Source organism: Aliiglaciecola sp. NS0011-25, from assembly GCF_040370605.1.
GTDB lineage: Bacteria > Pseudomonadota > Gammaproteobacteria > Enterobacterales > Alteromonadaceae > Aliiglaciecola > Aliiglaciecola lipolytica_A.
The window spans coordinates 257,235-271,951 of the sequence record NZ_BAABWR010000003.1 but is presented as its reverse complement, the minus strand read 5'-3'; the positions used below and the strand labels follow the sequence as shown (position 1 = coordinate 271,951).

General features: G+C 40.5%; 11 protein-coding genes. 6 read left to right on the top strand and 5 right to left on the bottom strand.

The genetic code is table 11. The features are described 5' to 3' along the window. The first annotated feature begins 96 nt into the window (after nucleotides 1–96). The 3 genes from ABWV72_RS04275 to ABWV72_RS04265 all read left to right on the top strand — a co-directional run bounded on the left by ABWV72_RS04275 (nucleotide 97) and on the right by ABWV72_RS04265 (nucleotide 3,537). Nucleotides 97–1,911: a DUF294 nucleotidyltransferase-like domain-containing protein gene (locus ABWV72_RS04275; RefSeq protein WP_353368925.1), complete on the top strand. Its 1,815-nt coding sequence runs from the start codon at nucleotides 97–99 to the stop codon at nucleotides 1,909–1,911. Nucleotides 1,912–2,006: 95 nt separating this feature from the next. Beyond that, entirely contained in the window at nucleotides 2,007–2,693 is a 687-nt protein-coding gene (locus ABWV72_RS04270) for a 3'-5' exonuclease (RefSeq protein WP_353368923.1), read from the top strand. A 31-nt stretch (nucleotides 2,694–2,724) separates the two neighbouring features. Then, nucleotides 2,725–3,537, top strand: a complete 813-nt coding sequence (locus tag ABWV72_RS04265) for a hypothetical protein (protein WP_353368921.1) — start codon at nucleotides 2,725–2,727, stop codon at nucleotides 3,535–3,537. Here ABWV72_RS04265 and ABWV72_RS04260 read toward each other — a convergent pair. Then, complete coding sequence (locus ABWV72_RS04260) at nucleotides 3,453–4,679, bottom strand: threonine/serine exporter family protein (protein WP_216047600.1); 1,227 nt, start codon at nucleotides 4,677–4,679, stop codon at nucleotides 3,453–3,455. The genes ABWV72_RS04265 and ABWV72_RS04260 overlap by 85 nt on opposite strands. A 189-nt stretch (nucleotides 4,680–4,868) precedes the next feature. Then, nucleotides 4,869–5,849, bottom strand: coding sequence for a YeiH family protein (locus ABWV72_RS04255; protein ID WP_353368918.1), 981 nt, complete (start codon nucleotides 5,847–5,849; stop codon nucleotides 4,869–4,871). 284 nt (nucleotides 5,850–6,133) lie between these two features. Here ABWV72_RS04255 and ABWV72_RS04250 point away from each other — a divergent pair, with 284 nt between their 5' ends. Further along, on the top strand, nucleotides 6,134–7,300 hold the full coding sequence (locus ABWV72_RS04250) for a tetratricopeptide repeat protein (protein ID WP_353368916.1): 1,167 nt from the start codon (nucleotides 6,134–6,136) through the stop codon (nucleotides 7,298–7,300). Beyond that, nucleotides 7,281–8,231 (top strand): M20/M25/M40 family metallo-hydrolase, encoded by a 951-nt coding sequence (locus ABWV72_RS04245; protein ID WP_353368947.1) that lies wholly within the window; start codon nucleotides 7,281–7,283, stop codon nucleotides 8,229–8,231. The genes ABWV72_RS04250 and ABWV72_RS04245 overlap by 20 nt, the downstream gene beginning before the upstream one ends. Before the next feature lie 83 nt (nucleotides 8,232–8,314). Here the strand turns inward: ABWV72_RS04245 and ABWV72_RS04240 are convergent, their stop codons facing one another. From ABWV72_RS04240 to udk, 3 genes are all read right to left on the bottom strand, one after another. Then, nucleotides 8,315–9,154, bottom strand: coding sequence for a 2OG-Fe(II) oxygenase family protein (locus ABWV72_RS04240; RefSeq protein WP_342806852.1), 840 nt, complete (start codon nucleotides 9,152–9,154; stop codon nucleotides 8,315–8,317). A gap of 74 nt (nucleotides 9,155–9,228) precedes the next feature. Next, entirely contained in the window at nucleotides 9,229–10,437 is a 1,209-nt protein-coding gene (locus ABWV72_RS04235; RefSeq protein ID WP_342806854.1) for a NupC/NupG family nucleoside CNT transporter, read from the bottom strand. Nucleotides 10,438–10,474: 37 nt separating this feature from the next. Then, entirely contained in the window at nucleotides 10,475–11,104 is a 630-nt protein-coding gene (gene udk / locus ABWV72_RS04230; RefSeq protein ID WP_342806856.1) for a uridine kinase, read from the bottom strand. A 414-nt stretch (nucleotides 11,105–11,518) separates the two neighbouring features. Between udk and ABWV72_RS04225 the strand changes: the two genes are divergently transcribed. Then, nucleotides 11,519–14,632 carry a TonB-dependent receptor gene (locus ABWV72_RS04225; RefSeq protein ID WP_353368913.1) on the top strand — a complete coding sequence of 1,038 codons (3,114 nt, stop codon included), beginning with the start codon at nucleotides 11,519–11,521 and terminating at the stop codon, nucleotides 14,630–14,632. Nucleotides 14,633–14,717 lie beyond the last annotated feature (85 nt).

Below are 14,717 nucleotides of genomic sequence, written 5' to 3'. Positions count from 1 at the left end.
GAGACGGGTAAAACTCAAGATGAATTAAGCCCGATTGAAATCGGGCTTTTTTATTTTAAATTTAACAGTAAATTAAACCTAAAATTGGAGAGTAAAGTGACTAGCATTCCTCAACAATCGCTGGACTTCTTAAAAGCTTCTGCTCCTTTTGACCAGCTACCCGCTGAGAAGATCACTGCATTGGCAAAGCATATTACCGTTGCTTATTTGACCCAGGAAAATGCCAAGCAAATATTGACGGACAGAGATAATAATCTGTTTTTAATTAGTAGCGGCCAATTTACCGTTAAAGACTCCAACGAGGTTGAGCAAAATTTAAGTGAAGGTGACTTTTTTGGGGTTGGGAATTTACTTAATAAGTTGCACCATGCTATTGATATCAAAGTTGATAGTGCGGGTTTACTTTACTGCTTTCCGGCCGAACAGTTTGATATTTTATGTAATGAAAATCCGGCGGTGGCTAAGTTCTTTGAAACTTATCATTCAGACCAACTTTATAATGATGCCGTGTCAGATTCTAAATCTATGTGGTTGTATAAACCTATTAGCGAAGTCATCTCTGAGCGCGTAATCAGTAGTGATACAGATACCTCTATTTTAATTGCGACGCAACAAATGTCTGAAGCCAGTATTTCTTCATTATTGATCACCGAGGGTGACAAGTTAGTTGGCATTTTAACTGATAGAGACATTAGGAATAGGGTCGTTTCAAAGGAGGTAAGTGTTCACTTACCAGTGTCTGAGGTTATGACTAAAGAGCCTTTCAAGATCACTGAAAACAGAACTCTTTTTGATGCTTTATGCATGATGACTGAGCACAATATTCATCATCTTCCGGTTGTTGATAGGATAACTCACATTCCGTTAGGAATGTTAACTTCCAGCGATATGATTCGTCATCAACGAGGCAACATCTTATTTTTAATTGATGAATTGGCAAAGGCCAAAAATCTCTACGAACTCACTCGTCTTAGTTGGCAATTGCCGCATTATTTTGCCAAACATGCTAAACGCTTAGGTGATTTTGATGTGGCTGGCAAAGTGCTGTCTCAAGCCACTGATATTATGACTCGAAAGTTACTGACCTTTTACCAACAACAAAATGGTAACCCGCCATTTGATTTTTGCTGGCTGGTTTATGGCTCTCAAGCTCGTGAAGACCAAAATATGGGGTCAGATCAAGACAATGGGTTATTGTTGGAGCGACGACCTAATCCTCAGGAAGATGAGTACTTTGCGCAGATGTCACAATATGTGTGTGAAGGTTTAGGCAAATGTGGAATTAAACTCTGCGATGGTAACATTATGGCATCTAATTCAGAGTTGCGGATGAGTGTCGAAGATGCCGTGATAGAATCTGAAAAGTGGGTGAATCAACCTACTTTAGAGGCCATTTTACATTTTAATATCTTTTTAGATGTGCGCGCTGTTGCGGGCAATAAAGACTTGTTTTCAGCGCTTCAAGCGGCCCGAAAACCCTTGTTAAAACAGCCATTATTTCTGTCTGCTTTGGCGCGACATGCAGCAGAAGTTGCTGTGCCCTTATCCGTGTTCCAAAAAGGTCATCAACCTGAAGATTGCATAGACTTAAAAGTGCATGCCATTGCTATCATTAATAACCTAGTGCGAATCTATGCGTTAGCAAAAGGATTAGAAATGCCATCCACTTTAGGAAGGCTAGATAACCTAAAAGAAGGTTCGCAACTCACTGAAAGTGATGGCAATGACTTACGAGATATTTGGTTGTTTCTGAATCGGTTGCGATGGCGTCACCAGTTACAAAATAGCGTGACGAATAATTATGTCTCCATAAGTGACTTATCATCTATTCAACGTCACCAATTAAAAGCCGCGTTTAAAACCATTAAGAGAAGTCAGCAAGGTGTTTCAATGAAATTTGCTGGTGGTTAATGGACGCGCTGCGGTTTAGGTTAAAGAAAAGCGTTGAATAATAAAAAATACAGTTGAGCATGGCTAAACAGTCGACAAAATAGGATTAGTAATCAATGTGGCAAACACTGAAAAATTGGTTCGTACCCAAATCAACTATTCCAGAACATTTTCGACATGTGCCTTGGCAACAAATTCCATTTTTGTCGATTGATTTAGAGCTCACCTCACTTGACGCAAAAGAGTCCAATATATTGTCGGTTGGCTGGGTGGAAGGGAAAAAAAGTAGCATTGCATTACGCAGTTGTTATTACAAAGTGATTGCCACAAAAGCTTCTTTGAATCAAAGTCCTGTTATTCATGGTTTGTTGGATGAACATATTGCCCAAGGTGAGCCAGTAAAAGTTGTACTTGAGAAACTAAAACATTATGCCCAATCCCATGTGTGGGTGTTTCATAATACTAATTTAGATATGTCAGTGCTGAACAAGGTTTTTGCAAAACTAGGAATCCCGTTACCGGCAATCGTTACCTTGGATACATTGCAAATAGCCCTCTATCAAATACGTAAATCCAATCACGTGCCAGCGCCCAATGCTGCGACACTGACATCATGTCGACAGCGGCATAATTTACCTTTAGCTCCGGCGCATAATGCGTTAGATGATGCAGTGGCGACCATGGAATTGTTGTTTGCACAGTTAAGTCAGCTAGATCGTAAAGGCAAAGAACCCTTATCAGCCCTAACCGGAACAGGTGCTTTGAAAGTGTTTAAAGGCACCGCATCCACAGCGCGGGGCTAAAGCACCCGCCTACAAATCCAACAACGAAGCATTGCCTTTAGGCCATGGAATATCTCATACACATTGCGCGGCTAAAGCACCCGCCTACAAATCCAATAACGTAGCATGGCCTTTAGGCCATGGAATATATCTAACACATTGCGCGGCTAAAGCAGCCGCCTACAAATCCAATAACGTAGCATGGCCTTTAGGCCATGGAATATCTCAAGCACATTGGGCGGCTAAAGCGGCCGCCTATAAATCCAATAACGTAGCATGGCCTTTAGGCCATGGAATATCTCAAGCACATTGCGCGGCTAAAGCAGCCGCCTACAAATCCAACAACGTAGCATGGCCTTTAGGCCATAGAATATCTCAAGCACATTGCGCGGCTAAAGCAGCCGCCTACAAATCCAACAACGTAGCATGGCCTTTAGGCCATAGAATATCTCAAACACATTGCGCGGCTAAAACAGCCGCCTACAAATCCAACAACGTAGCATGGCCTTTAGGCCATGGAATATATCTAACACATTGCGGGGCTAAAGCACCCGCCTACAAATCCAATAACGTAGCATGGCCTTTAGGCCATGGAATATCTCAAGCACATTGCGCGGCTAAAGCACCCGCCTACAAATCCAACAACGTAGCATGGCCTTTAGGCCATGGAATATCTCAAACACATTACGAGGCTAAAACAGCCGCCTACAAATCCAATAACGTAGCATTGCCTTTAGGCCATGGAATATCTCAAGCACATTGCGAGGCTAAAGCAGCCGCCTACAGGGCTTTTTTGGTGGGCATGACGACGTTGGCAAAAATTAATCCTGCCACTAACGACATTAAAATTAAAAATGTTTCCTGACCGATATGATCTGCCTTAATAAAGTCCTGTCCGGAAATAAAGGAGTTCAAACCTATATACGTTTTTGAACCAGGTACCAACACAATCAAACCATGCATAGCAACAATAGTCGAAGGCGCATTCATGACTCTGGAAAATAAGTTTGAAAAGACCCCTAAAGCAAATGCGCCGACGAATGCACCTAATCCATTCTCTAAATAGGCAGAGCTCCATGTGGAAGCGCCGTATGCGATAAACGTCGATACAATAGCCCAAGGTACATGCTTCAAGCGGGTGCGAAATATCGCTACCAGACCTATGCTTAGCAGCAGCACCCCTAACCAGTTAACCCAAAAGGGTAAGGTATCGGCAACTTGCAATTCTTGTTGACCAAAGAGCTGGTAACCAAGGGTGATACCGATAAATGCGCCGAAATACAATTTGAATAATTGCATAATCGCATCCATCACTCTTGCGGTCCCAGAAACTAAGTTACGCGAGGATAATTCTGCAAGTCCAATAGTTAAGGACAGTCCTGGAACTAAAATAATCAGCGACGACAAAATTATCAGCCATATATTGAACCCTGACTCAAAATAATAATTAATTGCACAGGCGGAAAAACCAACCGTAAAAGACGCCACTGACTCTAACATTAGGTTGACGCGTTTTGAGCGTAGTGCCCAAAGTGTCCAGAAATAGACAATCACACCCAATACACCAGACCATAAAATTTCCGGCCAACCAGCCCCCATTAGCATAGCAAAGGCACTGGTTGAAGTACCAAAAGCTACCCCTGTAAGCGTTTTGTTGTAGGGGCTTTGCATAGTATCAATTTGATCCAAACGTTTGTCCGCATCTTGCAGGTTAATTTCACCTTTTAATAATTGATAAGCTAGTTCATCTGTCAGTGATAACGAATTCATATCCAATTCACCGGGATCAATTCGCGCGGCGTGGTTATATTCTTCTTCGTGTCGGTCGCTCCACAACACTATTGACAATGAAGTCGGGGTAGATATAAACGAAGCGTTTACACCTAAGTGCGCAGCAACTTCACTCAAATACGCTTCAAGTCGAAACGAAGGCGAGCCATATTTATGCAACATTTTGCCTAATTTGAGTATAAATCTGCGTATCTGGATAAATTCCGACTTGTCCACTGCTTTGCCACTTAAACCTTTAGGTTACGAGTATTCTAAAAATACTCAATTGAATCAATATCATAACTAACTTTTGTTAGGCTATGCTTAACTAATTCGCAAATTGTAGAGCCTACAAAGTTCCAACGCAATGGACATTTATTGTACTCTTCGGATAAAAAAAACTAATGCATAACTAGTCAACTTAGCTTACAGGATAAGTAGGCAAATTAAGATCAAGCTGGCAATCCAAATGGTTTCCATTATGAGTAATAAGATAGGTTTAGTTCCTACTTCAACTAATTGTTTTAAATTGGATTTCATTCCAATTGCAGCGATAGAAACGACTAATGCAAAGCGTGAAATATGAGACGCCGATTCTGTGACAGCAGAGGGGATTGAAAACACGCTATTGATGATCATCAGTACAACAAAAATAATCAGAAAACCGGGAATTCCAGGTGCTTTATTGGCACCAACACGTTTAAGTCTTAATTTTAAAACCAGTAGAATTGCAATTACCACAGGCATCAAAAATGCGACTCGTACTAATTTTGTTAGCGTGGCCAGGTCACCGCTTTGTTCAGACACCGAATATCCCGCTCCAACTACCTGGGCCACATCATGAATGGTAGCGCCTAAAAAAATACCGGTTTGTATCTGATCTAAATTAAATTGCGAGGCAATAATAGGGTAGAGAATCATCGAAAGTGTAGACAGCGCAGTGACACCAATTATGGTCAATAAAGTATCACGATCTTTGTGTTTGCTGTCTGGTAGTACAGCGGCGATGGCCATGGCTGCTGACGCACCACAAATACCTACGGCACCGCCTGTTAACACTCCAAAACGTTTTTGCATACCCAATAATCGGGCTAAAACCGTGCCGATTAAAATGGTCGTTACAATCGCGACAATTAACAATAACGCAGTTTTCCAGCCTAATGCCACTAGATCGCCAAAAGCGATGCGAAACCCAAGCATAGCGACGCCAAATCGCAATATATGGGTGGCAGTAAACTCAATGCCTGCTTTGCATTGAGATTCCTCATATAGGAATGACAATGCAATCCCTAACAGCAACGCAAATAACATTGAGGGGGCACCATAATGTTCGCTTAAAAATAGTGCGGCTAAACCAACTATTGTGGCCAGCATCACACCTGGTATCAAGGCTTTTAGTTTGTACATAAGAAGGGGGTTAGTTGGTTATTTGCGATCAAAATAAACTACTTCTAATTAGTGAGAGTTGCGACTAACGATTAGCACCATAAGATAGCATTTTTTGGACGTTTAAAGCCATCGAATTGTAGTAATAGCGTATCGATAGGTTCACATTTTGGATGTTAAGAATATCTATGAAAAGTTGTTTTTTGGGCATGTTAGGGTGGGGTGAATGGCCATTTATTGGGGATGAAAAATGTGGCTAAAATCGATTTTTGTACTATGGTTAAAGTAAGTTTTTGGAGTTATTTATGAAACTTTTTTTAATATTATGTACCACATTAATTGTTATGACTGGTTGTCAAACTACCACCAATCAGATGGTTATCGAGTCTCGCCATTTATTGAATGATAATGCGTTTCCAGATTATCAAGAAATAAAAATTGAAAGTGAAGAGGAGATTTTTGCACTAGACAAAGAGGCCAAAGATTTCATTCAAGAGCAGGTTGCAATTGTTAAAGATCCTGTTGATAGAATGGAAACCTTGGTGCGCCTGATATTTGACCGCTCAGAGTTTAATTTGTTGTATATGGGAAGTGCCAATACTGTGGCCAAAGAAACCTTCCAGCGCCGCGCTGCTAATTGTCTTTCGATGTCTATTATGACTTATGCATTAGCAAAAGAAGCTGGGTTCTCGGTACGTTTTCAAGATGTTCAAATTCCAGAATATTGGACCAGAAGAGCTGGGTATAGCTTACTAAATGGCCACATTAACTTAATGATCATGCCTCGTGAGCCTGGCGTAATTCATCTAATTAATACCGGTCTACAAGTGGATTTTGACCCGCAAAACCCACAAAAGAGCTTTCCGAAACAGATGGTCACTAAACAAGCCGTGACTTCGATGTTTTACAACAATAAAGGCGCAGATGCGTTGCTTTCCAAATCTTATACAAAAGCATATGCGTATTTCAAAAAAGCCGCTATTTTATCTCCCAACTTTATATCTACATGGATAAACCTTGGTATTCTCTATCGTCTAGTGGGCGATTATGAATCTGCCGAGAGCGTTTATCTGTATGCTCTTCAATTAGATGAAGACAACCTAACTGGTTGGGAAAATTTAGCCTTTTTATATGAAGTTACCGGCCGCTCGGAAAAAGCGTCTGCAATTGTGAATCGCATCGAAAGAGTGAGAAGTGATAATCCTTTTCATCATTTTATTCAAGGTGAACAATCATTTGAAAATGGTGAATTTGAGTTGGCTTTAAAACATTATAGAGATGCCTTGAGATTAGATAGAAGTAAACACGAAATTTATTTCGGATTGGCAAAAGCCTATTATGAACTAGGGGATGTACGTCGCAGTCAATTGTATTTTAAAAAAGCTAAAGACCGCGCACGTAGTCATCAAGACCAAGAACGTTACCAAGGGAAATTGGATTTACTCAGCCGTGATGATAGTAAAAAACACTAAGTTAATTGCAAGCTTGAGCTTGCTATGGCCATTGATTAGTTACGCAGATTGCAACCAATTTGAGTTAACCCATAATATCGATGGCGAGCGTTTATGGAAGGACTTTAGCTACTTAGCATCAGATGAAATGCAAGGGCGTAAAAATCAGTCCTCTGGTTCTAAACTCGCTCAACAGTTTTTAGTCAATCGATTCTCTGAAATAGGATTGAAATCTTTTTCAGAGGATCAAAAATATCGACTGCCTTTTCGCTATGAAACAACTTTCTCACACATTGATGGTGTGAATATTGGCGGCTACCTTATGGGCAGAACTCATCCGCAACAATTCATTGTCATAAGTGCGCATTATGATCACATTGGAACGCGCGGTACAAAAGTTTTTAATGGTGCTGATGACAACGCTTCTGGCGTTTCGGCAATGTTGGCGATAGCAGACAAAATTGCTCAGCAAGGATCTGAATATTCGATCATTTTTCTGGCCACCGATGCCGAAGAAAAAGGCCTATATGGCTCTAAAGCATTCGTACAAAATCCGCCCGTTGAACTGCGCCAAATTAAGTACAACCTTAATTTAGATATGCTCTCGCAGAATCAAGGCAAAAATCGATTGTACGTTTCTGGTGCACGATATCATTCACCATTTAAGAAGGTTGTAGCCCAAGCAATTGATGAGGCAGGATTGTGCTTAGTTAATCAACACAGAAGAAAGCAACGGGGCTATTCAATGGCAATGGGTTCAGATTGGCGCAAGGCCAGCGACCATGCTTCGTTTGGTAAAGTAGACATTCCGTATTTGTTCGTAGGTGTGAGTGAGCACGCTTATTATCATACTGAAAAAGACACGGTAGAAACCGTTGATCCTGAATTTTTTCAAGCTGCTGTAGAGACGAGTTTTAACATCTTGAGGTTAATGGATAAATTACCAGAATAGAAAACGGCGCAAAAAAAGGCACTTAACCTGAAAAGAAAAAGTGCCGTTATTTAGCTGCTTCGCGACAGACTATGAAATATATTTTAGGCTACGCCAAGCTCACGTAAACGTTCTTTCAAATAGCTATCCGCGGTGTGACGTTCTGATAAAACCACATCGGGACGAGGGTGTAAAAATAGTGGCAAAGAGATACGAGATTTAGTCATATCTGCGCCCGCAGGGTTAACTACTCTGTGGGTAGTAGAAGGAAAATAACCACCAGAGGCTTCTTGCAACATATCGCCAATGTTGATGATCAGGTTGCCAAAATCACTGGGCACATCAATCCATTCATCGCCAGTGCCTTTCACTTGTAAACCCGGCTCATTCGCAGCAGGCAAAATGGTCAATAGATTAATGTCTTCATGGGCAGCTGCGCGGATAGCATCGGCTTCTTCGTCACCTGTAAGTGGCGGATAATGTAAAATTCTAAGTAAGGTTTGCTCACTGTCTTTTATCATATTGCTAAGTGGTTGACTGTATAGTTTTGCTACATCAGCAGGAGAGTATTTTTCAACCCAAGTGAGTAATTCAGCTGCTAAATTCATGGCTGCCTGATAATAGGCCGCTGCTTCTTGTTTTAATTCCGCAGGGCATTTTCCCCAAGGGTAATAATGGAAATACTCTTTAATATCTTTTTTCTTAAACCCTTTAGCTGTTTCAGATACGCTGGTAGGGAAAAAACCATCTTGAGTTTCTTTATCGAACAAAAAGCTCTGTTTATCTTCGGAATCAAACCATGCTTGCCAATTTTTGTAAATCGACGACACCGATGATTTCGATATTGGATGATTTTTTAAGACTCCGAATCCCGTTTTATGTAACGACTCGACAAATAATTTATCTGCCCCTGGCGTTGTATAATCTACTGCTTCTAATTTCATAATATTTCCTGTGAATTACAGCAAAATCAATGTATTGCTGCAAATTTTGTATATTGTACTGGCGAGCAATTTACCTATAAAGTAACAAACAGACCTGCTAACGCGGCACTCATTAAGTTAGATAAGGTTGCCGCTATCACTGCTTTTAATCCTAAACGCGCAATTTCTTTACGTCGTGTAGGAGCAAGTGCTCCTATGCCACCCATTAATATAGCAATGGAAGAAAAATTGGCGAATCCACAAAGCGCAAAGGTAATAATCGCTTGAGATTTCACTGATAACTCTGCTTGATATTTAATGAAGTCCAAATAGGCAATGAATTCATTTACTACCATTTTTTGACCAATAAAACTGCCTGCCAAATTGGCTTCATCCCATGGCACACCTAATACCCATGCTAAGGGTTGGAATAAATATCCTAATATCACTTGTAAGCTTAGCTCACCTTGTCCAAACCAGCCGCCGATGCCACCAATTAAACCATTTAAGATGGCAATCAAGGCAATGAAGGCCAACAACATCGCCCCAACGTTTAAGGCCAACTGCAGACCTGAAGCGGCCCCCGTTGCGGCTGCATCAAAAACATTGGCGTAGCTGTCGTCATCTTTTTGCAATTCATCTAATTCATTTTTGTAGGTTTCTGTTTCTGGCAAAATAATTTTCGCCATCAGTAAACCACCGGGCGCGGCCATAAAGCTTGCCGCTAACAAAAACTTAATATCTACACCTAACTGGGCATAACCTACCATTACCGCACCGGCAATGGACGCCAAACCACCAACCATAATTGCGAACAGTTCTGAACTGGTCATTTGTGGAATAAAAGGTTTTACCACAAGAGGGGCTTCTGTCTGACCGACAAAAATATTAGCCGCTGCGGACATAGATTCTGGGCGACTGGTTTTTAAGAAGAACTGTAAAAATCCACCTATTAACCGAATAACCCATTGCATTACACCGATGTAATACAGAACCGCGATCAACGAAGAAAAGAACACAATTGCAGGTAATACGTTAAAGGCAAAAATAAATCCTAGTGACTTATTACCCAAAGGACCAAATATAAAATCAATACCTGCTTGACCCATATCCAAAACCCACTGCACGCCGGCAGACATTTTGAGCAGCGCGTCTTTGCCCGCAGGAACGTAAAGAATCAAAGCCCCTACAGTTGCTTGTATAAAAAAAGCTCCGCCAACTGTTCGCCAGTTGATGCTTTTACGGTGGGCTGACAAGCCATACGCTATGGCTATTAGCACCACAATTCCAAGTAAACCGATCATGGGATTTCCTTTTTATTATTATTTTTTTAGTTGATTTTTATTCATTAAGTAAAGCTTGTTGAATATGTGATTTAATCACATCCAACGCAATATAGTTTTCACCACCTTGGGTGACAATCACATCAGCGGTAAATCTACTTGGTGCAATAAACTGATGATACATTGGCTTCACGGTACTTTCGTACTGGTGAGCTACTGATTCTAAAGTTCTGCCCCGTTCTGCAATGTCGCGTTTTATTCTGCGTAAAAGGCAAATATCCAGTGGCGTATCAACAAAGATCTTCACATTGTATAAAGGTTCTAAGTCAGGGCTTGCCAATAACATGATGCCTTCAACAATAATTACCGGCGCAGACTCCAAAACTTCTCGCTGTTTAAGTCGAGTATGGGTTTTGTAGCAGTAAGTTGGGTATTCAATGGGTTTGCCTTCTTTCAAGTCCTTTAAGTGCTTAACCAGCAATTCATGCTCGAATGCTTTTGGATGATCGTAATTGTTTTTTTCACGTTCATGCATAGGCAAATGATCTTGGGCACGATAATAGTGATCTTCGCGCAAAATTTGCACAGGTCGACCCTGTTGAGCAAATTCATTTAGTAGATTTTCTGTAAACAAAGATTTACCAGAACCTGAAGCACCAGCAATCGCGATAATAAGTGGAGAAGCCATTTCGACCCTGAATCAATAAAAAACTTGGCAAAAGATACCAGTCATCGCAAAAAAAGTCAGTCTGAATAAAAAAAATTATACTAATTTGCTCAAAAATTAAGTATAAATTAGTCCTAGACTAAATGGTCTGATTTGTATGTGACTGTTTAGTCTAGATTTTATTGTTTTATACTATAAATTGGATTGACCAAGTGGTCAAGAAAGTAAATGAAAGGTTATAACGGTGTGGCTTTGGGGTTAATTTTAGAATTAAATTTTATTGCTGACACCTTAGTCATAAAAGTGTAATAATTGACCTGATACAATACGCCCGATTTGAAACTTAAGCATCTAAAGTTTCATGACGCAGCGCAACAAGACTGTGAATGAAAACTGGATGGGCAGAAAAGAACACACACTACTTAGGAAAACACAATGTTTAAAAAAACCAAACTGAATCGTATTGCGATTGCAGTGGCTATGTCTGTTGGCATGTCAACAGCAGCAATGGCTCAGGAAACTTCGTCAGGTATAACTGGTAAAATACTTACTCCAGCTGGGGCACCTGCGACTGGAACAACGATTACAATCATTCACGTGCCTTCTGGTACTACTAAGCAAGTACAAGTAAACAGTTCTGGCCAGTTCAGCACTAAAGGTTTACGCGTTGGTGGACCTTACAACATCATTGTCGATTCTAATGTTTATCAAGACACGACAATAAACGATGTTTACCTTAGTCTTGGTGAATTATATGGTATCAATTTATCTCTAGAAGATGACCAGCAATTAGAAAGCATTGTTGTTACTGCTTCTTCAGTCAGTGTTTCTGAGTTCGGTGGCACAGGCCCTTCAGCTAACTTTAACTTAGCTGACTTGGAAAACGCACCGTCAATCAATCGTGACATTAATGATGTTATTCGTGCTGACCCGCGTATTTATATTGATGAAGGTTTCAATGACGCAGTACAGTGTGCTGGTGCAAGCCCTCGTTACAACAGTTTAACCTTAGACGGCGTTCGCATGAACGATAACTTCGGTTTGAACAGCAATGGTTACCCAACTGAAAGAATGCCTTTTTCTTTCGATGCTATTGAGCAAGTTACGGTTGAATTAGCGCCTTTTGATGTTCAATACGGTGGCTTTACAGCGTGTAACATTAATGCGGTTACTAAGTCTGGTACGAATGAAGTTCACGGTAGTGTATTCTTCGATTTCACTAGTGATTCGTTCAAAGGTGATTCAGTTGAAGGTCAAGAACAAGACAATGGTAACTACACCGAAAAACGTTATGGTTTCAACGTTGGCCTGCCACTAATCAAAGACACTTTGTTCTTCTTCGGTTCTTACGAGAAAGTTGAAGGTGTTCAGTTATACAGCTATGACGCTTTAGGTTCACGTATAACACAAGATGAAATAGACCAAGTTACTTCTATTGCACAAAGTGTTTATGGTTACGATGTTGGCGGAACTCCTGGTAGTGCGCCAATTGAAGACGAAAAAATCTTAGCTAAAATAGATTGGAATATTAATGACGATCACCGTGCCTCATTGGTTTATAACTGGAACGATGGTTTCAGCTTAAGTCAGTCTGATGGTGGTTCAAGTACTTTATCTTTGTCAAATCACTTCTATGAGCGTGGCGCTGAGTTAACAAGTGTGGTTGCATCAGTTTATTCTGACTGGACTGAAAACTTCAGTACAGAATTACGTATTGGTTCTTCAAAACTTAAAAATCGCCAGAATTCATTGGATGCTGCATCAGGTTTTGCTGAAGCACAAATAAGTACTGCTGATGGTACTATTTATATTGGTCCTGATGACTCTCGTCAATCTAACGAACTCAACTACGATACAGATACCTTCAAGTTTACTGGTACTTATTATTATGAAGACCATAAAATTATGGCTGGTATCGAATACGAAAAACTAGACGTATTCAACTTGTTTATGCAGCACACCGTTGGTGAATATCGCTTTGACTCTATTGCAGATTTTGAAGCTGGTATTGTGAACCGTATTTATTACAACAACTCTGCTGGTACTAACAACCCTGCTGATGCCGGTGCATCGTTCGCAAACACGACTACTACTTTGTACATTCAAGATGATTTCGATTTGACTGATGATGTTCAAATGATGATTGGTTTGCGTTACGACAAATACAGCACAGATGATACTCCTACATTGAACCAAAACTTCCAATCTCGTTATGGTTTTGCTAATACCGGAACTGTTGATGGTCTTGATTTGATTCAGCCTCGTATTGGATTTAACTGGAGTGTTGCAGACAACCTAGAAGTACGTGGTGGTGTTGGCCGTTATTCTGGTGGTAACCCTAACGTTTGGATCTCAAATGCCTATTCAAATGATGGTGTAACTAACATTGGTGTGCGTGAGAGTGAAATTGAAAACTTTGATACATTGTTTAATACTGCATTGACAGGTCAAGGTCGTCCAATTTATGACATTCCTCAAGCTATGTACGACGCCGTTGCCAATACATCTATCGAAACGGGTGATGGTGGTGTGAATGCAACTGACCCTGATTTCAAAATTCCCCATGAGTGGAAATTTGCAATCGGTGGTACGTATATCACTGACAATGACTATGTATTCACAGCTGATGTAATGTATACCAAGAAAAAAGATTCACCGATTGTAACGGATCTTTCTTTGACTGAATCTGGTGAAGTTGCTCCTGATGGTCGTCCACTATATGCCTCAAATGGTCGTTTCGAAGGATATGACTTAATGCTGACTAATGTAGACGGATCAGACGGCGAATCTAAAGTTGTGTCTTTAGCGGTAAGCAAAGAGTTCGATTTCGGTTTAGATGCAAGTTTTGCATATGCATATACTCGTTCTACAGATGTGAGTCCAATGACGAGCTCTACAGCAGGTTCTAACTTCGGTAACCTTGCTACCTCATCATTGAACAACCCTGGTGTATTTACATCTGATTACGAAGTTCGTCACCGTTTCACATTGAACTTGAGTTATTCTCAAGAGTTCATGGATGGTTACGCAACCAAGTTTAGCTTGTTTGGTACTGCTAATGAAGGTGCGCCAATTTCATATACATATTCTAATTCTTCAAGTATGTTCGCTGATTCAAATGACTACAGAAGTTTGATTTATGTACCATTGGAAAATGATGATAGCGTAGTTTATGGTGATGACTTTGATTTAGCTGCCTTCAATGACTTTATTGCGTCAGAAGGTCTATCTCGTGGCGGTATCATGGGACGTAACTCTGTGAAAGCCGATTGGTGGGTGAAGTTTGACGTTCGCGTTGAACAAGAACTACCTGCGTTTTATGAAGATCATAAAGCCAGCGCTTTCGTAGTTATTGAAAACTTGGGTAACATGTTGAATGACGATTGGGGCATTTTCCGTGAAGGTTCTTTCCCAGCTGATGATATTATTACTGCAAGTATTAACGACCAAAACCAATACGTTTACGAAGAGTACAATGCTTCACCGCAAAGTATTAACCGTGGCGCTTCTCTTTGGGAAGTACGTTTTGGTGTTAAGTACAAGTTCTAAGTAATTAACTACTAGATTAAAAGCCGGTCTTTATGACCGGCTTTTTTGTGTTTGAAGGTAAGATATACTAATAGATTCGAGGTAT